Annotated in this window: 16 protein-coding genes; 5 read left to right on the top strand and 11 right to left on the bottom strand. The window is 42.1% G+C overall.

From position 1 onward, the window contains the following. Together VM932_RS11935 and bshC are read right to left on the bottom strand one after the other, a co-directional pair. Positions 1-344: helix-turn-helix domain-containing protein (locus VM932_RS11935; RefSeq protein WP_326279014.1), on the bottom strand; the 344-nt coding region annotated here is incomplete at its 3' end. A 250-nt stretch (positions 345-594) separates the two neighbouring features. Next, positions 595-2,199, bottom strand: a complete 1,605-nt coding sequence (gene bshC / locus VM932_RS11930) for a bacillithiol biosynthesis cysteine-adding enzyme BshC (RefSeq protein WP_326279016.1) — start codon at positions 2,197-2,199, stop codon at positions 595-597. Positions 2,200-2,359: 160 nt separating this feature from the next. Between bshC and VM932_RS11925 the strand changes: the two genes are divergently transcribed. The 3 genes from VM932_RS11925 to VM932_RS11915 all read left to right on the top strand — a co-directional run bounded on the left by VM932_RS11925 (position 2,360) and on the right by VM932_RS11915 (position 7,451). Beyond that, positions 2,360-4,810 (top strand): M14 family metallopeptidase, encoded by a 2,451-nt coding sequence (locus tag VM932_RS11925; protein WP_326279013.1) that lies wholly within the window; start codon positions 2,360-2,362, stop codon positions 4,808-4,810. A gap of 115 nt (positions 4,811-4,925) precedes the next feature. Further along, positions 4,926-6,245, top strand: coding sequence for a carboxypeptidase-like regulatory domain-containing protein (locus VM932_RS11920; protein WP_326279012.1), 1,320 nt, complete (start codon positions 4,926-4,928; stop codon positions 6,243-6,245). Between the two features lie 153 nt (positions 6,246-6,398). Then, the gene (locus VM932_RS11915; RefSeq protein WP_326279011.1) at positions 6,399-7,451 is read left to right on the top strand and encodes an LD-carboxypeptidase; all 1,053 of its coding nucleotides are present in this window, start codon (positions 6,399-6,401) and stop codon (positions 7,449-7,451) included. A 170-nt stretch (positions 7,452-7,621) separates the two neighbouring features. Here the strand turns inward: VM932_RS11915 and VM932_RS11910 are convergent, their stop codons facing one another. Both VM932_RS11910 and VM932_RS11905 read right to left on the bottom strand, forming a co-directional pair. Further along, positions 7,622-8,008: a MerC domain-containing protein gene (locus VM932_RS11910; protein ID WP_326279010.1), complete on the bottom strand. Its 387-nt coding sequence runs from the start codon at positions 8,006-8,008 to the stop codon at positions 7,622-7,624. 10 nt (positions 8,009-8,018) lie between these two features. Continuing rightward, a complete protein-coding gene (locus VM932_RS11905) occupies positions 8,019-8,927 on the bottom strand; it encodes an NAD(P)/FAD-dependent oxidoreductase (RefSeq protein ID WP_326279009.1) in 909 nt (302 codons plus the stop codon). Positions 8,928-9,006: 79 nt separating this feature from the next. On the opposite strand from VM932_RS11905, the gene VM932_RS11900 reads away from it, so the two are divergent. Next, positions 9,007-9,381: a Fur family transcriptional regulator gene (locus tag VM932_RS11900; protein WP_326279008.1), complete on the top strand. Its 375-nt coding sequence runs from the start codon at positions 9,007-9,009 to the stop codon at positions 9,379-9,381. Positions 9,382-9,793: 412 nt separating this feature from the next. On the opposite strand, the gene VM932_RS11895 is transcribed toward VM932_RS11900, so the two are convergent. From VM932_RS11895 to VM932_RS11870, 6 genes are all read right to left on the bottom strand, one after another. After that, complete coding sequence (locus tag VM932_RS11895) at positions 9,794-10,702, bottom strand: hypothetical protein (RefSeq protein ID WP_326279007.1); 909 nt, start codon at positions 10,700-10,702, stop codon at positions 9,794-9,796. Positions 10,703-10,770: 68 nt separating this feature from the next. Further along, entirely contained in the window at positions 10,771-11,451 is a 681-nt protein-coding gene (locus VM932_RS11890) for a DUF6799 domain-containing protein (protein ID WP_326279006.1), read from the bottom strand. Positions 11,452-11,598: 147 nt separating this feature from the next. Then, complete coding sequence (locus VM932_RS11885) at positions 11,599-14,154, bottom strand: M1 family metallopeptidase (protein WP_326279005.1); 2,556 nt, start codon at positions 14,152-14,154, stop codon at positions 11,599-11,601. Positions 14,155-14,239: 85 nt separating this feature from the next. Continuing rightward, a complete protein-coding gene (locus VM932_RS11880) occupies positions 14,240-15,004 on the bottom strand; it encodes a hypothetical protein (RefSeq protein WP_326279004.1) in 765 nt (254 codons plus the stop codon). Between the two features lie 364 nt (positions 15,005-15,368). Next, positions 15,369-16,061 carry a response regulator transcription factor gene (locus VM932_RS11875; RefSeq protein WP_326279003.1) on the bottom strand — a complete coding sequence of 231 codons (693 nt, stop codon included), beginning with the start codon at positions 16,059-16,061 and terminating at the stop codon, positions 15,369-15,371. 1 nt (position 16,062) lies between these two features. Next, positions 16,063-17,337, bottom strand: a complete 1,275-nt coding sequence (locus VM932_RS11870) for a sensor histidine kinase (protein ID WP_326279002.1) — start codon at positions 17,335-17,337, stop codon at positions 16,063-16,065. Positions 17,338-17,599: 262 nt separating this feature from the next. On the opposite strand from VM932_RS11870, the gene VM932_RS11865 reads away from it, so the two are divergent. Continuing rightward, positions 17,600-18,343 (top strand): tyrosine-protein phosphatase, encoded by a 744-nt coding sequence (locus tag VM932_RS11865; RefSeq protein ID WP_326279001.1) that lies wholly within the window; start codon positions 17,600-17,602, stop codon positions 18,341-18,343. On the opposite strand, the gene VM932_RS11860 is transcribed toward VM932_RS11865, so the two are convergent. Then, a complete protein-coding gene (locus VM932_RS11860; protein WP_326279000.1) occupies positions 18,344-20,698 on the bottom strand; it encodes a GumC family protein in 2,355 nt (784 codons plus the stop codon). Positions 20,699-20,747 lie beyond the last annotated feature (49 nt).

Genomic DNA, 20,747 nt, shown 5'->3' with positions numbered 1-20,747 from the left:
TTTCTGATGGAAGTACCATGTTGCTGATCTGAGATATCAATCATCGTGTTGAGTACTTTGTTTTTAAGCTTCTCATCAGAAAGCTCCCTCTCCAATCTCTTGATTTTCTGGGCTGGGGTCTCTTTTGATCTAGGCATGATTATCCGTCTTGGTTGGCTCCAGTCCAAGGTACCATGTTTTCTTAACCAAACCAATACCGTACTTCTTCCTTGGATCCCGTACGCCCTTTGAGCTTGCTTATAGGTCATTTCCCCTTTTTCTACCTGGGATACTACTGCCAATTTAAAGCCTAAGTTGTAATCCTTTTGGGTCCGCTTAACTGTTTTGTTCGTTGATGATTCCATAAATAAGTCGAATTGTTGTCAACTTATTTCAGGACGGGTCAGTCATAAAAAACAAAAAGCCCTGGGAACCACTCCAGGGCTTTTCAATAAAAATAAAATCAAAACCAACCTAAACATATGAGTCAACCAACCCAAAATTTAAATTTTCATAGCTATTTACACCTATGGAACAACCCAGAGCATGAATACCCTACTTTGGTTGCAAGCTTTTTTGAAAAATATCAATGTATTGAATGGCATCAGGCAGCAATCAATTGTGCCTTAAAATTGTAAAGCCTTTGGAAAAGGGGTCCAATGTCTCCAACAGCAGAGGAATCAAATCCTCTCCCATTTCCATGTATATTTCCGAAAAGTTGAGCTGTCTTTCCTGAAGCGATCGGTTGGGGAACAACCCATTTTGAAGATCGGTCAACCGAACCACATGGTCCTTTAATTTTCTTTTTTGGGCTCGCAACAATCTTTTTTCCAAGTTGTCCAAGCCTTTTTTCTGCTTTACCTCCTGTGCCTTTACAGCTCCCAAAAAGCTTTTATCGGTTTGTTCGGCCAGTTCGTACAGGTGCTGGAACTGCTCTTCCAACAACTGTTTCTGTGGCGAAAAATCAATATCGATATTGGAGATATCGCGTATCTTTTTATTGATCAGCGAATGTTGCTTCATAAATAAATGGGAAACCTTCAAGCCCATCCGTTCCACTTTTTCCGATTGCTTTTCCGTTATCAGCAAAGCTGAATTTCGAAGCATCAACATAGGAAATGTAACCCCAACCCCATCAAAATAGGATTTAAGCTCCAACCAATAGGCCAATTCCCCTCCCCCGCCAATATAGCATAGGTTGGGCAAAATCACTTCTTGGTACAGAGGTCGCGCCACTACATTGGGCGAAAACCGTTCGGGATGCCCGTCAAGTTCCTTTAAAAGTTCTTCCTCGGTAAAATCGATATGGGTATTGATCACATGGTATTTCCCTTTTTTTAGGATAATCCGTTCTCGCAGACCATCCTTTAAATAAAAATAGTTGATCTCCCTTGGGTTTACCTGAATGGTATAGTCCGGAGAAGCTTTCCCCAATGCATCGATTGTTTCCAATATTTTTTTATGGGGTGTGTGCTCCAGTATATCCTTTTTGGCATAGGGAACGAGTAATTCCTTCAAACCTTTATCATCGCCGTCCACAATCACCAAACCTTGGTCACCAAACAGTGCATTGGCAAGATACCGGGTGGCTTCGGTAAGGGTTGAATGCTCTAAATATGCTTTTTTAAACAGGTCTTTCAGCTTTTCGGTAAGTCCTAAATTTCCAAGTTCCGCGGAAAATATCTCGAACACCTCTTCCAGACCTTCCGTAGATAATCGACCTACCGCTCCAGATGCCTTTTTGTTCCAAAGCACCTTTTTTCCGTGCAGGTTAAAATAATTGATCTCATCAAAATCATGGTCCTCCGTGGCCATCCAATATACCGGCACAAAGTGGTTTTTTGGATGCTCTTTGTTGAGCTGTTTGGTCAAATTGATAGTGGATACAATCTTATAAAGGAAGTACAGGGGCCCCGTAAATAAATTTAACTGATGTCCGGTTACCACCGTAAATGTGGTCTCTTCGGACAAGGCATCCCTATTTTTTTGCGTTGCCTTGGAAACCTCAACGCCATGGTATTGCTCCTTTAAAGCATTGACCAAGACTTTTCGATGCGCTTTGGGATAGTTCATGGCCTTTTCTTTGATTTGATCACCAAAATTTTCGGGCAAAGGATATCTATTAAAAAAAGGGGATAATTCTTTTTTCTGATCGAGATAGTCACAAATTAATTGGGAAAAATAACCGGTCTCCTTAAAGGGTATACATTCTACTTCCATTAAAAATTGCAATGAGGTGTTCAAAGATAAGTCTCTTCTTTTTTTCTCATCCCAAAAATACGTTAATTGAATTTTATGCAGTTTTAGCGGGTCGGGTCCAATAAAATTAGGATTCTGCCTCAATTTATTAGTAGATTTGGTAGAACCAATTAACCCAAGCATGACCAGATTTTTATTTTTCCTCATTCTTTTCGTATCAATTTCCGTATCGGCACAACAACTAAAATCCCCTTCAGAATTTTTGGGGTACGAACTCGGAACACAGTTTACCCGTCATCACGAAGTGGTGGATTATTACGAGTATTTGGCTGAATCCGCCCCGGACAGGGTGCAGCTTACCGTTTACGGCCAGACTTACGAGCGTAGGCCTTTGATCTTGGCCTATGTATCCTCCGCAGAAAACTTGGCCAATCTGGAAACCATCAGACAGGAACATTTAAAGAATACCGAAGAAGGGGGAGGAAATGCATCCAAAGCCATTGTTTGGCTGAGCTATAATGTACACGGCAACGAAAGTGTGAGCACAGAGGCTTCCATGAAGACCATTTATGAACTTTTGACCAAAAAGAGTGCATACCTGGAAAACACCGTGGTGATCATGGATCCGTGTATTAATCCGGATGGGCGCGACAGATACAGCAACTGGTACAATCAATATAAGAACACCCCCTACCAAGTGGACCCGAACAGCAAGGAACACCACGAAGGCTGGTGGAGCGGACGGAGCAACCATTATATGTTCGACCTGAACCGTGACTGGGCGTGGTTGACACAGGTAGAGAGCCAACAACGGTTAAGAATGTTCAACCAATGGTTGCCCCACATCCATGTGGATTTCCATGAGCAGGGTGTGAACAATCCCTATTATTTTGCACCTGCGGCAGAACCCTATCACGAGGTGATCACCGATTTTCAGCGTGATTTTCAGGTCACCCTTGGTAGAAATCACGCCAAATATTTTGATGCCAACGGTTGGTTTTACTTCACCAAAGAGGTTTTTGACCTTTTGTACCCCAGCTATGGTGATACCTACCCCATTTACAACGGCTCTGTTGGAATGACCTACGAACAAGGTGGAAGTGGCAGGGCCGGGCTTGGAATCATCACGGCTATCGGCGATACACTTACCTTAAAAGACCGGATTGCCCATCACTTTACCACTGGGCTCTCCACCGTGGAGGTTTCTTCCCAGAATGCGGAGAAATTGAATGAGGAATTCAGGAAGTTCCATCAAAATAAGGATTTTAAGTACAAAAGCTATGTACTAAAGGGCGGCAGGGACAAATTGAATGCCCTTAAATCCCTTTTGGACAAACACAATATTGTATACGGCGATCTTTCCAGTGGTTCTTACAAAGGACATAGCTACGGTACCGGAAACAACGGTAGCCTGTCCATCAACAAAAATGGTATGGTAGTATCTACCGACCAGCCCAAAGGCACCTTGGTAAAAGTATTGTTCGAGCCCAATGCCAAACTTTCGGATTCGTTGACCTACGATATCACCGCTTGGTCGCTGCCCTACGCCTATGGATTGGACGCCATTGCCTCCACGTCCAAAGTATCTTCCCAAAACACGGAAGAAGTTATGGTGCCTTCAGGTATCAATAACGGACGCTATGCCTATCTGACCGATTGGAACAGCATGGAGGATGCCCGATTTTTGGCGGCCCTACTAAACGAGGGAATAAGGGTTCGCAAAGCAGACCACCCTTTTAGTATCGAAGGCAAATCCTTTGCGCGTGGTACGTTGATCATCACCAAAGGGGACAACGAAAACAAGGAAGATTTTATTCAAACCCTGCAAACCATTGCTGCTACATTTAAAAAGGAGATTACCTCCACAAGTACAGGTTTTGTGGATTCAGGTAAGGATTTTGGTTCCTCTTCCATTCAAATGATAAGCAGGCCAAAGATCGCCGTTTTATCCGGTGGCCCCACCTCAACATTACGATTCGGGGAAATTTGGCACTTTTTTGAGCGACAATTGCATTACCCTCTTACCGTTATTGATGATGACTATGCAAACCGGGTGGACTTGAACGAGTACAACATTTTGGTTCTGCCGGATGGGCGTTACGACAACCATTTTAACGAAGACCAACTATCCAAGCTAAAGAATTGGGTAAGACAAGGCGGAAAAATCATTGCCATGGGCGGGTCCATCGATGCCCTTGATGGTAAAAAGGGATTTGGGATCAAGAAAAAGAAAGTGGAAAAGGATTCCACCCAAAACACACCCCAACCCTATAAAGATTGGGAGCGGGAACGCATCAAGGGAGCGATTACCGGCGCAATCTTCAAGACCAAGGTGGATAGTTCCAATCCGTTGGCCTACGGCTATGGTTCCGACTATTTCTCTTTAAAGCTAGGAAGCAGTGCCTATGAATATCTGGACAACGGAAATGCGGTGTACCTCGAACAGAACACCAAACCCTTTTCTGGTTTTGCAGGTATAGAGGCACAGAAAAAGATTTCCGAATCCTTAATATTCGGGGTGGAAAACTTTGGTCGCGGCCATGTAATTTATTTGGTGGACAACCCCTTGTTCCGAGGATTTTGGGAAAACGGCAAACTGTTTTTTGCCAATGCGCTCTTTATGGTGGACTAAAGTTCCTACCAACTGATTTTAAGTGGATTGTTCGGTTTTTTAACTAAAATGGTACAAAAATTTGTGCCCTAAATTTTGTATATTTAATAAAAAATAACAAAGAAAAATTGCCGATATGCCGCTGAGAATCCCATCATTGATTTTAAACATAAAACACCATGCATTTTTGCCATTGGCACTATGCGCTATGGCACTGTTAAGCCCAACAGAGGCCTTTGCTTTTCAACAAGACGGCACAGAGGTCGATTTCAATGAATATAGTGGGGAGGTCAAAGAGGCATCGAGCAATAAATCTTTGGTTTTTGCCACACTCACTGTAGAAGGCACCAACATAAGTACCATTACCAATACAGAAGGAAACTTTCTTTTAAAAGTACCCAAAGAATACACCAACAAAAATGTGGTGGTTTCATTTTTGGGCTACAAAACCAAAAAGGTTCCCATTGCCAGCCTTGAACGTGAAAAAAACGAAATATCCCTAGAGGTGTCCGTTACAAGGCTTTCGGAAATCAATGTGAACGCCCCAAAAGATGCGTTGGCCTTGGTCAAGGAGACCCTAAAGAACAGGGATGAGAATTATTTTGAAGATCCTTCGTTAATGACGGCCTTTTATCGAGAAACCATAAAAAGACGAAGAAGGAACGTTTCTTTGGCCGAAGCGGTGGTCAATGTATACAAAACACCTTACAGTTCCACCCGGGACGATGCCGTTGAACTTTACAAGGCTAGAAAAAGCACCGATTACAGCAAGTTGGACACCGTGGCACTAAAGCTTCAGGGGGGGCCTTACAACACCTTGTACGTAGATATGATGAAGTACCCGGAATATATATTCTCGGAAGAGTCCCTATCCAACTACAAATTTACCTTTGATCGCTCCACAATGACCAATGATCGGTTGATCTATGTCATCAAATTCAATCAGCATGAAGGTATTTTGGAGCCCTTATATCGCGGGGAACTGTACATCGATGTCGAGAATAAGATCTTAACCGGTGCCATTTTTTCATTGAACATTACAGATAGGAACAAAGCTGCCCAACTTTTTGTGCGCAGAAAGCCCGCAAAAGTGGATGTATGGCCCACAGAGGTCTCCTACCGTGTTGATTACCGGGAAAAAGATGGAAAGTGGCATTACGGCTATAGCAGCGTATTTATGGAGTTTAAAGTGGACTGGGCCGATAAATGGTTCAATTCACAGTACAGCATGACAGCCGAAATGGCCATCACCGATTGGGAAAGAGTAAGCAAGACCGAAAGGCCCAGATATCGGCAACAGATCCGAAAGTCCATTATCCTAAGTGATGAGGCCTCCGGCTTCTCGGATCCTGATTTTTGGGGCGAATACAATATCATAGAACCCGAAAAATCCATCGAATCGGCCATCAGAAAAATCCAAAGACAATTAGGTAGAGACGAAAGAAACAGTGATTAATTGATGCTGTTCTTTTAAATTTTGTGCATTTTTATATTTTGTATTGATAAATCAACTACCTCGGGGCAAGCCTACGGGGTGTTCAAACCAAAAAAAATAATCCATTTCGACCTAGAACGTCGGGGAGTCAAACCCTCAAGGAGGGATTCAACAATGTCCAAAAGAAGAAGTTTTTTAAAATCGGCAACAGCTCTGGGAGCTGCCACCCTTTTGCACCAAACCACTTGGGGCCATCAAACTTTCCCCGATCCCAAGCCCAAGATCAAGCCCAAAAAATTAAAACTTGGGGATACCATTGGCCTTGTTGCCCCTGGATTTGCCATTGAACAGGAAGCACTCTACCTGGCTTTGGACACGCTGCAAAAAATGGGTTTCAAGACCTATCACACCGATCGTATAAAAGGCAATTACGGTTATTTCAGCGATACCGACGAAGAACGTGCAAAGGATGTGAACGAAATGTTTGCCAACCCGGATATTGATGCCATTCTCTGTGCCCGTGGCGGATATGGATGCACCCGTATTCTTGACTTATTGGATTATGGGGTCATCGAAAACAACCCAAAGGCCTTAATTGGTTTCAGCGACATCACCGCATTGATCAACACCATTTATAAAAAAACCGGTCTTATTGGTTTTCACGGACCAGTTGGAAAAACGCTGGATGATGAGTACAGTCAGGTTTACTTCAAAAAAGTATTGATGGAACCACAGCAAACACTGCCCATCAAAAATGCCATATTAAAAGACCCGAAACAATACCGCAACAGCGAATACTACCGATATACGATTACCGCCGGTATTGGTCAAGGAGAACTTGTAGGGGGTAGTTTAACCTTGGTGGCCGCCATGATAGGCACTCCTTATGAAATCGACTTTACGGACAAACTCGTACTATTGGAAGATGTGGAGGAAGCCCCGTACCGCATTGACCGTATGCTTACCCAACTTAGCGATGTTGAAAGCTTTACCAAGGCCAAGGGAATCATTTTTGGTGTTTGCAAAGGGTGCGACCGTAAACGTACTACCGAAAACTTTACGTTAAGGGAAGTGATCATGGACAGGATTTCCCCATTGGGCATTCCCGCCGTTTATGGCATGAGCTTTGGACACATACCGCAAAATTCGACTCTCCCCATAGGCGTTGAGGCTTACTTTAATGCCTATAAAAAACAATTGCGTTTAATGGAACCGGCGGTGGGTTAACCCCCAAGCCACCAGCTATCGCTTGCATGTTTTTAATTAAAGGGGCTTTCCCCTAAACTGTGCACATAGAAAATACCAAGAGGTGGTGTTTCTTACATTTTGGACATTCTCCTGGTCCAAAAACAGTTAGGTCGATGCTAAAATTATGATCAAGTTTGTCCCCCGGCACTTTAATGTTTATGCCCTCCCCTAAAACGCAACAACTTCCAGTTTATAAAATGGGCCACAGCAACCATGATGGCCCCAAACACCGTATGTACGACTTCCCAAGTTCCGCTGAAATCCAACCTGCCCAGTGCTATTGTACCAAAACCAAGGGCGGCAATGAGCAAAGGCCCTGATTTACGATGTACTTTTTTATAGCTCGGCCAAAGGGAAACAAATACAAAGACAACACCAAGTCCGATAAACGACCATTCTATAAGTGGATTATGTAAAAAATGTAGGCTGGACAAGGATGGGAATGATAGCAGAATGGGCACAGCCGCGCAGTGAATGGCACAAATAAACGAGCTTGTAAGTGCAATTATGTCAAAAGTTTGGTTTTTTATCTTCATGAAGATTGTTTTAAAATGATTCTTTCGAGAGTTCCATATTGGCCATGGCGCCTGCCAAGTTGCCCGATGCCACAGCTTGGGCAACCGACCGCATGGAAATACTGTTATCCCCACAAGCAAACACTCCAGACACAGTGGTCTTCTGGAAATGATCCGTTTTAATAAAACCTTGTTCCGTAAGTTCACAGCCCAGCGAATTGGGAATATCCGAACTTTGTTCAAATGGGACACCCGCATAAACGGCCGAAAAGGAAATTTTGTCCCCATTATCAAGGACCACTTTATGGAGGTATCCATTTTTATGTTCCATTGCCATAACATTATGATGTACCATTTTGACACCATGCTTTTGAAGTGTTTTTAACTCTTCTTCGGTAAAGTTTGACACTTTTTGGCCTATAATAGTAAGATCATCGGTAAGGTTGAGCAACAACGGAGCCAAATGAAATGCTTTTTCTGCAGGTGCCCATATCCCTGTTTTTTTACCGCGGTATTCATACCCATGGCAATAGGGACAATGTATCACGGAAATCCCCCAGCACTCTTGAAACCCCGGAATCTCTGGCAGCAAATCCTTGATGCCCGTGGCCATAATCATTTTTTTCCCCTCAAAAACATCCCCAGTATCGGTACGGACAAGAAAACCACTTTTAGATGTACTTGCATTTAATGCAAAGCCTTTAAAAAACGTAACACTTTCATAGTCCTTAACCTGCCTTGTTGCGAGGTCGGCAATCTCCTTGGGAGGTTTGCCGTCTTGAGTCAAAAAATTTTGGGAATGTGGAGTTTGCCTATTACATGGCTCGCCCCCATCAATAACCAAGGTTTGGTTTAACGACCTCCCGAGGGCCATAGCTGCCGAAAGCCCAGCATAACTCCCTCCTATAATAATAACATCGTATATCTTGCTTTTTTCCATAATGTGATTTGTAAGCCCGAAATTTTTGTCAAACTTATGAATATTTTATATTATTGCAACAATGTCGCATTAATAATTTATGAAAAGAAGAAACACACCAACAAAACAGGCAATCTTGGATTTATTGTCCCAGAGTGGCAAAGCCATGAGCCATGATGCCATTGAGGACAAGATCGATATGGATATCAATAGGGCGACCATATACAGAATCTTAAACCGGTTTTGTGAGGATGGTCTGGTCCATAATATTGTAGCGGAGGATGGTAAACAGTATTTTGCAATCTGCATGGACTGTGATGGGAAGTCCTTGCCGGATAGCCACTTCCACTTTCGTTGTACCAGTTGCCAAACTATCGCCTGTTTAAAGGAAAAAGTGGATTTTTCGTTGCCTATGGGCTATAAGGTTGAAAGTGTCAACTGTGTTTTAACGGGTACCTGTGCGGATTGTTCTTAGTGTTGTAAAAGAGTGTGTGGAGTACTGAAACCTAAAATATACGTCCATCAAATCCATTAAGATCGGCTCATTCCATCCCGACAAAACGATACAGATCATCCGAAGCCTGCAAAAGCTTTCCCTTTAACGATGGCATCGTATGTCTTATTCTTTCCCATATTGTTACCCTTTGTTTGCCCGATGTGGAAGGTTATCGAGAGGGAGTGAAATCACGAAAGTTTTCATTTGAAAATGCCAAAGGGGGGATTTGTTGGGTTTTACTCCGAACATCACCAAGAAGTTTTTACACATACCAATGGTTTTGTACATGTTCTTTTTTTAACGAAGGATGAATCTTTTGTGGGGCACTTGGACAGGATAACCACAGCGGCCAAAACCTATGGACTATTTGCCCCAATAGAACATAGAAACCTTATTTCTTCTTGGTTGTATCGAACCAGTAGCTTAAACCTACGGACCAGTAGAACACATTCCCCAAATCTTCTTTAAAGGTTTCTGTATCCGTGGTAAGGGTTGCAGGGGTCTGGGGAAATGCCCAAGTAGGTGTTAACGACAAAATAAATTGGTCGAAATGATATTGGAAAGGAAAGCCTAGCTCCATATTGAGTACATTGAATTCAGATGCCTCTGCAATTTGCACGATCGTAACTTCGGTTCCCGGGCCAACAGAACCCCCCGGACCACTACCCTGTCCACCACTGCTTTTTCTATTGCCCAATCGGCTGGTAGTGTAGTATTCTTCATAAAAGTATTGGGATCCTGCATAAACCGAAAATCGGGGAGCAAACAACAAATGATCGTCAAATGCCCTAAAGGTATGATCGGCCATAAGGCCTAAAAACATATCGGGTGAGCTATTCTTATTGAAATAGGAACTGGCATAAACCGATAGTTCCAGCAATTTAAAATCGTAACCGATCAAACCCGTGATGTCCGCGACCACCTCGGATTGTACATTGTAACTATCTTCATTGTAAAAATAAGCCGTTCCGGAAACACCTCCGCTCCAATTATTGGAATCAAACAAATACCCACCAGTCAAATAAAAAAGGTCCACGCGTTGCTTATCGGAACTTGTTAGATACGATACAGTGGCATCAACAAACAGTCCCGATTTGTCATAATATCCAATGGAAGGCAATAGGTACGGAGCAGCTATGGAATCTCGCCTACCCATAAAAACCGCATCGTTCATGTGACTTATATCCATCAAAACATAGGAATCTTCGCTATCGGACTTTTCCTTGCCGGTCCTTTGTGCAAATACACCCATTAGGGTACCTAAACACAAGATCACACTTAAGGGTACATACCGTTTCATGATAAATCAATTAAGAAAGAACAAGGGCCCGACCATATACTATTGATCAAACCCTATATCCAGTACCATCACATGACACCCTTTTTTTTCTTAAGGGCAGCCTTGTTCATGGATTTTTTAGAATTCATGTTTTTGATGGACTTCATATTATTGTTTGCCATCATTTTACGATGCTTGTACATGTTTGTGAACTTTTCACCATTCAAATTCAAACATTCACCGTCTTGAAGCCTCAATTGCTGACGATTTTGATTCATGTAGGTACCGTCTGGATCAACCGTAGTCCCATCTGCAAGTTCAAGCCGCTGTTGCAATCTATTTTGTGATTGCGTCCTGATTTGATATACATCTCCGTCAATGAGCATCAATTGATACCTGTTTTGGTTGCGTTGCTGGATCTGTGCATCGGTAAGTCCTTTATCAGCTTGCATCACTTTGTAACGATACTGGTACTCATTGCGATATTTAATCCCATCACTATCCAAACATTCACCATCATTTAACCTAAGTCTTTCTCGGTCTCGGGTAAAATAGGTCCCATTGGGATTAACCACCGTTCCATCGTTCAATGTAATGGGGTCTTGCAAACGGATCTGGTCACGATCTCTAATTTGAAGTACATCGCCATCGACCAACATTAAACGGTCTCGATCTTGATCGGGGTCTTGGACTCTGTCCCTATCCCTGTCCTGTGCCATCAGCGTCATTGTTCCAAGAACAACGAACACCAACATTAAAATCTTTTTCATGGTACTCGTATTTATAAAATTTATTGGAACCAAAGTATGGTCTGTGCTACAAGAACACAATGACCCTGATCATCAAAACATTGAAAAACAATTATTTAGAGTGATTTACTTGTGACTAAAGTCACATAATACGAAGAAAAATTGTCTTTACTCCTGATTTACAAAACGATACAAATCATCCGAAGCCTGCAAAAGCTTGCCCTTCAATGATGGCTCCATATCAGGATGCTGCGATAAATAGGTTTCGACCATCCCATAGGCCTTATCGGATTGGTATTGCCCCACCGTGGATGTAAGCCATCGTTTGGGAAAGAAAATATCCCCTGTTTTTTGTATTTCTTCGAGCAGTTCCAAAGCCAAGGGCAAATGCTTGATCGCTGTTTTTTGACGGAGTGGATGATGTATAAAACCACATGCCGTGCCCACCCAAGATTCCTTTTCACGGTTTTGGGCTTCTTTCAGCGACTCAAAAAAGGCATCCCGAACGGCAACCTCCGATGAAAGGGCTGGCAATAAAAACTCAAAACGTTTTACTTTATCCGGATTTTTCAACTGCGCTTTGGCCTTTTCCAATATGGTCGGTGTTTTATCATGCTCGTAAAGCGCAAGGGACATGGCCATGTCGGTATAATCATCTTGATTTAGCTTTAAATCGGGGATCTCAAGGTTTTTGTTCCAAATTTGGTAAAGCCGCTCTTTGGCATTGTCCGAATAGGCCAATCCCTTCCAAAGTCCAAATAGGTTCTTTTTAATATTGGGCCTGTATCCATCATCAAGAAGTTCCTTCCAGAGCCGTTCCTCCACCAAAGGTTGTTTTTTGGCTCGCTGCTCCCAGTCCAAGTAACCCCAAAATATAGCGCTCGCCTGCCCACATACCATTCCGTGTACAAACTCGTTGCTTTCATTGAGAACACCTTCCATGTATAAATCAAAGGTTTTAAGAGGTGATATGTTCCCGGACAATGCGTTCTCGTATGTGTTTACATAGGCATAAGCGCGAGCTACTTCGTCCTTCAATTGCGGGATGATGGTCAAATCCGAAGCATCCAAAGGAAAAACGCCATATCCAAAAGCATTGGAATTATAGATAATGGCCTGGGGTTTTGGCAATCCTATGGCCAACTTTACATCCACACTACTTCCTGAAATCGTAACCGGGACAATACGGGCGGCTTCCGGGTACACCAAGGTTACCTCAAAAGACTGTGGCCATAGCTTATCGCTCCCATCCTCCGCATGTTGGGAAATGGTAAAGCTTTTTATTTTTCCTTCTTCATAATTGATTTCTTCCGTTAAAACAGGCCTGCCGGATCGGTTTACCCATACCTCGCTCCACTGTTTCAAATCCTTGGGGGTACGCTCGTCCAAAATTTCCACCAAATCATTCCAAGTGGCATTCTTGTAGGCATAGGTTGAAATATATTCCCGTATGCCATCGCGAAAGGCCTTCTCCCCTATGGCCGCTTCCAATTGGCGCATCATAATGGGGGCCTTGTTATAAATGATTCCCCCATACAGGCTACCGGCATTCTTTAAGTTGTCCAGTTGTTGACGTATGGGATTGGTGCCACGGGTCCTATCTTCCCCGTAGGCGCTCCTGTAATGGGAAATCAAGAATTGCAGCTTATGGTTGATATCGGGAAAAGTGGGGTTTATGATTTTATCGGCCATAAAATTGGCAAACACTTCCTTCATCCAAACATCGTTGAACCAGTCCATGGTCACCATGTCCCCAAACCACATGTGGGAAGTTTCATGGGCTATCAATTTGGCACTTCCCATTCTGCGGCGCTCCGTGGCGCTCTCATCCAAAAAAATGGAGGATTGCCGGTATTGAATGGCCCCCACATGTTCCATTCCGCCATACTGGAACCCAGGAATGGCCACATAATCCAACTTTTGAAACGGGAACTCATACCGTGTATAATCCTTTAAAAAATCTATGGATCGTTGATGCAGATCAAAAATGGTCGGAATGCTATGCTCTATCTTAACCGAGTCTGTTTCCCGGTATAAAAGTGTCATATCAAATACCCCTGGGTTCTCTGTAACGGACTCGAACTTTCCGGCGACCATGGAGAACAGGTAAGTGCTCATGGAATCGCTCTCATCAAAATTATAGTGGACTTTGTCTCCTTTCTTGGTACTTTTCACCAAAGGTGCGCCGCATAATACTTTCCATCCGTTTGGAGCAGTAACATCTAAAATATAACGTGCTTTGATATTGGGCTGGTCAAAACAGGGGAACAAGGTACTGGCCCGGTCAGGAACAAGAAGCGTGTAGAGAAAGTCCTCGTTGCGGTTTAGGGACAATTCGCCTGCATTAAAAGCAATTTCGATGGTATTTGGGCCCTTCTTAAGGTTCCTAGAAACAATGATGTGCTCTTTTTGATGGTTGATTTCCTGCGCTTCTCCATTGACACTGATGCTTTTTAGCAAGGAACCGGCTGCATTGAAATCGAGGTATAGGGGGTGGGAAAGGTCGTTGATTTCCAAATCCAACTTTAATCTGGAAGGAATGGGTTCCTGTTTTTCGGATGGGATATCGAAAGATAGGTTATATACCACATCGGACACCTGCTCTTTTCTATATGCTGCCATTTTTAAGGGAATACCTTCCTCCAATAAGTCAACCTTTGGGGCAGTATCGCAGGCTCCGTTGAGTATCAATAAACAAATGGAGAACACAATGTTCTTTTTCATAATGGACTGGTTGGAAGGCATAAGGTACCAATTTTACACAAGCCAATCAATGAAAGTCGGTTTTGGAACCTGTATGAGGTGGGCTTTATCCCCGTACCACAAAATTTATCGTATCAACCCCCGTATTTCCAGTTTTGGCATTATAGGCATACACCGTAATTTGGTAATATCCCGCCTCCGTGACTTCTAGGGTTCCTTCAAAGGTGTTTTGGCTTGGATTGTTCAATACCGTTTCGCCAAAAGATACTCCATCTTTTTGCACCAAGGCCCTTACCTCCATAAGATTGGAATCCCAAATACCATCCTTCTCAATCGGGCAGCCGCACATCATCACAATGTTGGCCGTAATCTTTATACCGGATGCGGGAATCGATTCCAAAGAAATATATTGATGCGTGTTGGGTTCCAATATATCGATTACAAAACCCGGGATTTCCAATACCACGCCATCCCCTAAAATATCCTTTCCGGGTATCAGCCAAAGTTCGGTACTGGCCTGTATCTGTGCATTTTTTTTATTGACCGGAGAGAGCACCTCCACGCGAACCAAAGTAGGTTCGTCAATATCCACAATGGCCAAAAAACCAGCAGTTTTATCATCGCTAAGTTGCGTGTAGCGCTCATGGGGACTTTTCATGATAAGAGTTGTGTTCCCCGTAGCACCGACCGTGTTTCCCTCCGCTAAAATTTCACCGTTCAGGGTATTGCGAACAATAACATGTGCCCCACCTATGGAACTTCCCACGAACTTGGCGTCCTTTGCCTTTGCCCGGACCATAAGTTTGGTTTCTGTGGCAAAGGCGTTGATACAAATTGAAAGTAGGGCTATAACAAGGATTGATTTTTTCATTGCTGTTTTTTTTACAATCCTAAATTTACTGCTTTTTGCAGCGTTTCACCTCAAATCCATCAGGATTTTCTTTGGGAGTTCAATCGTTGAAGTTCTTTATCCGCAGCTTCGATTAGGTCCTTATAATAATCGGAATCCTTTTTGGGACAGGATTGCTCCAAATGAAACTTGGAACTTTCGATGAGTCTTTGACAATAGGATATTTGCTCTTTTAACGGACATTTACATATGGTTTGGCCATAAAGATGGTCCAATTGGTGCAAAGATGGCTTGGGGGAACTATTTTTAAAAAAATTAAACATATAAACAAACGGTAACCAGATTCTCTCAAAAGGGCATCAAAAACCAAGCCAGAATATTTGGTTTAAGTCTCCTCTACCCGAAGCATAAACCCGCGACGGCTCACATTTACTATACTCAGTTTGGGATCTTGGCCAAGATGTTTTCGTAAATGTGATATAAAAACATTAAGGCTTTTTTTGTTGAAATAGTCGTTTTTGTCCCAAACCGTGGTCAATATTTCCTTGTGGGTGCACAATTGGTTTTTGTTTTTGGCCAGCAAGGCCAATAGATCAAACTCCTTGCCCGTTAATTTTATCGGTTTTCCCTTATAGTTGAGTTCAAAATTGTCCATATTGAGGACATAGTCTCCGATTTCGTATTGCGACACCTGGTCTTCATGCGCCGCATCACTGACCAACCTGGACAACAGGGCATTGATCCGGACCACCAGCTCCTCCTCATCGATCGGCTTCTTTAAATAGTCGACCGCGCCTAAGGAAAACCCTTTTAAAACATCTATTTTGAGCGAACGGGCCGTTAAAAAGATAAATGGTAGCTCTGCATTGATCGCCTTTATTTTCTGGGAAAGTTCAAATCCGTCCATATCGGGAAGCATCACATCCAAAATGGCCAGGTCGAACACATTACTTTTTGTTTTGGTTATGGCCTCCGAAGCATCCTTGGCCCAAGTTACCGAAAAACCTTTCATTCCCAGATATTCCGAGAGCAAATACCCTAGGGAATTATCGTCTTCTACCAAAATCAATTTGTACATTTTATCCATTTTTGGTCAATTTAAGGGATAACATAAAAGTAGTTCCTTCTCCCAATTCACTTTTCACCGAAATTTGGCCACGGTGCATTTTAATGATCTTTTGCACATAATACAATCCCAGACCATAGCCTTTTACCTTGTGCACATCCCCGTTCTTCACCCTATAATATTTACTGAAAATTTTTTTGATGTCCTCCTTGGCAATACCCTGGCCGTTGTCCGAAATATGAACGAGCAGCCATCCTTTTTGGGTTTGGGCAGTAAGTGTTACCTTGGGGTCGTCCGAATACTTCCGTGCGTTCTCCAACAAATTACCGATTACGTTTTCCAAATGAAACTTTTCGGCCCGAATGTTATATGGGCCCTCCCCCAGTTCGTACTCGAATGCAATGGCCTCATGTTGCGCAAGTAAGGCAAAACCTTCGCAAATTCGCTTTAAATCCGGTCTAAAATCGAATGTTTGGAACCGCAACAGTTTTTTTCCCGATTCCATACTGGCCAGCTCCAACACCTTTTCGATATGCTTTTTCAATCTATCCGACTCGGCGCGAATGAGCTGCACCACGGCTTTTTTATTGTCCGGAACATCTTTTTCCAAAATCTTGGTGGCCAATCCTATGGAAAAAACCGGGGTTTTTAGTTCATGTGTCAGGTTATTGATGAAATCGTTGGTAGTTGTATTGATGCTTCGCTGCAAATAAAATGATCGGAGCACCCATACAACGACGATGACGATCATGAAAAGAAACAATAGCCCTGGAATGATCAACCCACGTATTTGTCCCAAGAAATACTTGTTCAAATCCTCAAAACCGATTTCCAGGATCACCTCCTTTTTTAAAAGTTCCGGCAAATACCCCTCAATTTCAATAGGGTAGGTCAATTTGTCCTCGGCCTTAAGGTGCGACCTTACAGAACTTAAATAGGTTATGGAATCCCGGGAGTACAGGGTATAGGAAAAAGGCGCATCAATTCCGGAAACGTTCAACTGATACGATATATAATCGTTTAAATAGTATTGGGATGCCTTTTCAAGGCTGTCCAGCCCTATCCTTAGCTCGGAGGTATCTTTTCGTATGGCATTGCCAAGGGTGTAGGTCAGGGAGTTTACCTCGGCCAATTCACTGGTAATGTTCTGTCTTGCCTTATCTATTTTATCTGAAAATTGGGCCCGTGCCAAGCCGAGTCCCACGCGCAAATATTGGTACTGCACCACCAAAAGGCCAATTACGGCAATCACAAAAACAAGTACATACAGGTTTCTCTTGGTCAGCATATTGCTAAATAAACAAAAAATAACCAGCTAATTACCCAATGGTTAACCCTATTAATCTTTCATTAACCTTTTTGATCTTTTGTTAACCCCTGGGCATCGGAACAAGGCCTATCTTAGTACTTGAGTTTAGTTAGATAAAAATAGTAGCGAATCTATCAGGCCGACCTTTAAAAAGGTCGGTTTTTGTTTTTATGGCAGTCGCTCTCCCCTATTTTGACATTAAGTCTACATATCCATTATCTTAGCAGTCCAAATTTTTATCATGTTCAGTTTTTTTCAGAAGAAAGAATTTTTGGCAGACCATTTGCACGGGTTGGTGGATATTCACAATCACATACTTCCAGGTATTGACGATGGGGCAAAGACGGTGGATGATTCCATGGATTTGATCAATGGCCTATCCGAATTTGGTATGACCCATTTTATTTGCACCCCCCACATCATGCACAATTTTTACGACAACAGCCCTGAAACCATTAAAAAGGCTTACGGCCAGCTTTCGAGGGAATTGGCCAACAAGGGGTTGTCAAGCCACAATATCGATTGTGCTGCAGAACACATGATCGACGATAATTTTGAGAGCATTTTGGAAAAAGAAGAGGTGATGCCCTTGAGCAAACAGTATTTGCTGATCGAAATGTCCTACCTGCAACCTTCCTTTAACTTTGATATTGCCGTCGAAAAAATTGCAAAGCGCCAATATTTTCCAATTTTGGCCCACCCGGAGCGATATATGTATTTCCACCAGAAGTATGGGAAATATCCATCCATGAAATCCAATGGGATATTATTCCAGCTCAACCTGCTTTCCCTTGGCCAAGAGGCTTATGGTATAGGGGTTCAAAAAATGGCCGAAAAACTCCTTAGCGACAAGCTTATTGATTTTGTTGGAACGGATATACACAACAGTAGACAGCTTTCACTGTTGAAAGAAATCAAACTTTCCAAAAAAGTGCTGAACCAATTACTTCCTGTTATGGAAAACACAATCCAATCCTTTTATTGATCAAACAAAGTTCCACCATTTTTTAACAGATTTCCCGTAGCCATAACCATATTTTCCACCGTAACCCAAGTTCGCTTGTTTTACATTGTTCACAACAAAGGACAGTCCTTTGAGTTTTCCTTCTTCCTTTAGTTTAAGGGGAAAGTCCAGTACCTTCATTTCTGTAGCACCAGCTTTGACCACATACAGGATTTGACTTGCATATTCACTTATGAGCACAGTATCGGTAACGACCATTAATGGCGCTGTGTCCACTATAACGTAATCATACATCTTGGAGGCTTTTTCAAAGAGCTCCCCCATCCTGTCCTTCATTAACAATTCAGTCGGATTCGGTGGTATTTTCCCTGAAAAAATAATATCTATTGAATTTTCATTTACTTGTGCTGGTATCGTGATATCCTCAACCTTTATATTGGGGTCAACAAGATATTCCGTTAAACCATCCTTGGTACTCCTTCTTGGCTTCATCTTATCGGTCTGAATCATATCGTCTGTTGTAAAAAAATCATACAACTTGGGGTTTCTTATGTCAGCTCCAATAAGTAAAACCTTTTTACCCGTGTTCGCATAAATGGCTGCCAAGTTCGAAGAAATAAATGTTTTTCCTTCTCCTGGCACACTGGAGGTAACGAAGATTATATTATTAGGAGTAGATTTATGGGATCTTTGAATGTAGTTTAGGTTGGTTCTCAATATTCTTAAGGACTCTGCCAATACCGACCTGTCCTCTTTTTTGACCAATCTATTATCCTTTTTGCCCAGTTTTGGCACTTCTACAATAACAGGAATATCGCCAGTAATCTTTTCCAAATCCAATTTGTTGTGCACTTTATCATCTAACAGATCCTTAACATATATTATGGAGAAAGGTAATAATAAGCCTATAATTATTGAGGCTAAATATACCATTTGGGGTTTAGGGGAAATTGGCCGGTTTGAACCATATGCGCTATCTACTATTTTAGCTTTAGGACTAGCAGAGGCATATGTTATTTGGGACTCTTCTCTTTTCTGAAGTAGATAGAGATATAACGACTCTGTAGTTTGCTGTTTTCTTGAAATGTCCCGTAAAGCTCTTTCGTTACTAGGGGCAGCATAGATCTTAGAGTTGATCTGAGACAATTGTCTACTTAAACTGTTTACCTGCAAATCCAAATTATTGGTGACATTATTTAAGCTTGACTGCATCCCTTTTTTTAAAGACTCCAATTGCTGATCTAATTTTACAATAACCGGATTTTTTTCATTGGAACTTTCTAAAAGACGATTTCGTTGTGCGACTAACTCATTATATCTTTGAGCAGCATTTGATATTCCGAGGTCATTTAATCCCACATTTGTTGGGATGATTTCATAATTATCTTGATTGCTTATCAAATCTTTCATCGAGCCCGCAATATTCAATTGAATTTTAGCCTCTTGCAATTGATTTTCACTTGCTGCACTTTGACTGAAATTAACATTTGATTGTGATTCTAAGTTCGCAATCCCTCTTTTTTCCTTATATGTTTCCTCTGATTCATCCACAGAAGAAAGACTACTATATATTTCAGTAATTCTATCGTTAATAAATTTAGTTGTACGGTCAGCTATGGCTTTTTTATCCGCTACCGCATTTGCGTTATTAGTTAAAATCAGCTCATCAATTACATCAATGGCCCGTTTTTGAATGGGATCTGTAAGGGAAATGTTTATGATATTTGAAAGCTTATCGGCAGGGCTTACCATAATACGTTCCCTGTAACCTACCGCCACTTTGGGAATTGGACTTATAACCACTCTTAAGCGTTTATTACTGAAATCGTCCAAATACTCGGCATTGGGGACTAAAATAACATCTCCGACCTTAGTTTGGATTTTTGAGCCAAAATCATAGGTCTTCATCGGAGCATCCTCCTTTTCTCCATATTGGAACGAGGTATCCGAATTTAATTCTACATAAAAGAAATGTTGGGCTTTATTAACGATGGAATCTGCGGAGATAAAATTAATATTGAAGGGGTAATGTCCCCCGTAAATCTCACTGTCCCTAATATTCCCCAACACAAAATACCTAACATTCAATCGAAGCTTCTTTACCACTTGTATAAAATTGCTTCGCGCTTTTAAGAGCTCTATCTCGTCTTCAATTTTTGTCTTATTTCCGGAAAAAACATCAAGATCCTGCAAAACACTCAACTCTGAAGAAGCTCCCTTGTCTTCAATAATTTGAATCTTAGCTATGGCGCTGTATTGTGGTGTAGTATATCTCAAATAGACAAATGCCAATAGCCCCATGACCACAATACTTAGCAAAAACCATTTCCAATGTTTTAAATAAGAGTGAAGAAGGCCTTTTAAATCCAATTCCATTTTATTCATTTATTTCTAGCGTATATAACTATCAGAAAAATCAAATATT

The organism is Flagellimonas halotolerans, from assembly GCF_035818535.1.
In the GTDB taxonomy this organism is placed as follows: Bacteria; Bacteroidota; Bacteroidia; order Flavobacteriales; family Flavobacteriaceae; genus Flagellimonas; species Flagellimonas halotolerans.
The sequence above is the reverse complement of the archived record's forward strand: the minus strand, read 5'-3'. Positions and strand labels throughout refer to the sequence as shown.

Bases quoted from the DNA above. Each gene is read 5' to 3' on its own strand.
- bshC (WP_326279016.1), bottom strand. From the start codon at position 2,199: ATGGAAGTAGAATGTATACCCTTTAAGGAGACCGGTTATTTTTCCCAA.
- VM932_RS11925 (WP_326279013.1), top strand. From the start codon at position 2,360: ATGACCAGATTTTTATTTTTCCTCATTCTTTTCGTATCAATTTCCGTA.
- VM932_RS11920 (WP_326279012.1), top strand. From the start codon at position 4,926: ATGCCGCTGAGAATCCCATCATTGATTTTAAACATAAAACACCATGCA.
- VM932_RS11915 (WP_326279011.1), top strand. From the start codon at position 6,399: ATGTCCAAAAGAAGAAGTTTTTTAAAATCGGCAACAGCTCTGGGAGCT.
- VM932_RS11910 (WP_326279010.1), bottom strand. From the start codon at position 8,008: ATGAAGATAAAAAACCAAACTTTTGACATAATTGCACTTACAAGCTCG.
- VM932_RS11905 (WP_326279009.1), bottom strand. From the start codon at position 8,927: ATGGAAAAAAGCAAGATATACGATGTTATTATTATAGGAGGGAGTTAT.
- VM932_RS11900 (WP_326279008.1), top strand. From the start codon at position 9,007: ATGAAAAGAAGAAACACACCAACAAAACAGGCAATCTTGGATTTATTG.
- VM932_RS11895 (WP_326279007.1), bottom strand. From the start codon at position 10,702: ATGAAACGGTATGTACCCTTAAGTGTGATCTTGTGTTTAGGTACCCTA.
- VM932_RS11890 (WP_326279006.1), bottom strand. From the start codon at position 11,451: ATGAAAAAGATTTTAATGTTGGTGTTCGTTGTTCTTGGAACAATGACG.
- VM932_RS11885 (WP_326279005.1), bottom strand. From the start codon at position 14,154: ATGAAAAAGAACATTGTGTTCTCCATTTGTTTATTGATACTCAACGGA.
- VM932_RS11880 (WP_326279004.1), bottom strand. From the start codon at position 15,004: ATGAAAAAATCAATCCTTGTTATAGCCCTACTTTCAATTTGTATCAAC.
- VM932_RS11875 (WP_326279003.1), bottom strand. From the start codon at position 16,061: ATGTACAAATTGATTTTGGTAGAAGACGATAATTCCCTAGGGTATTTG.
- VM932_RS11870 (WP_326279002.1), bottom strand. From the start codon at position 17,337: ATGCTGACCAAGAGAAACCTGTATGTACTTGTTTTTGTGATTGCCGTA.
- VM932_RS11865 (WP_326279001.1), top strand. From the start codon at position 17,600: ATGTTCAGTTTTTTTCAGAAGAAAGAATTTTTGGCAGACCATTTGCAC.
- VM932_RS11860 (WP_326279000.1), bottom strand. From the start codon at position 20,698: ATGGAATTGGATTTAAAAGGCCTTCTTCACTCTTATTTAAAACATTGG.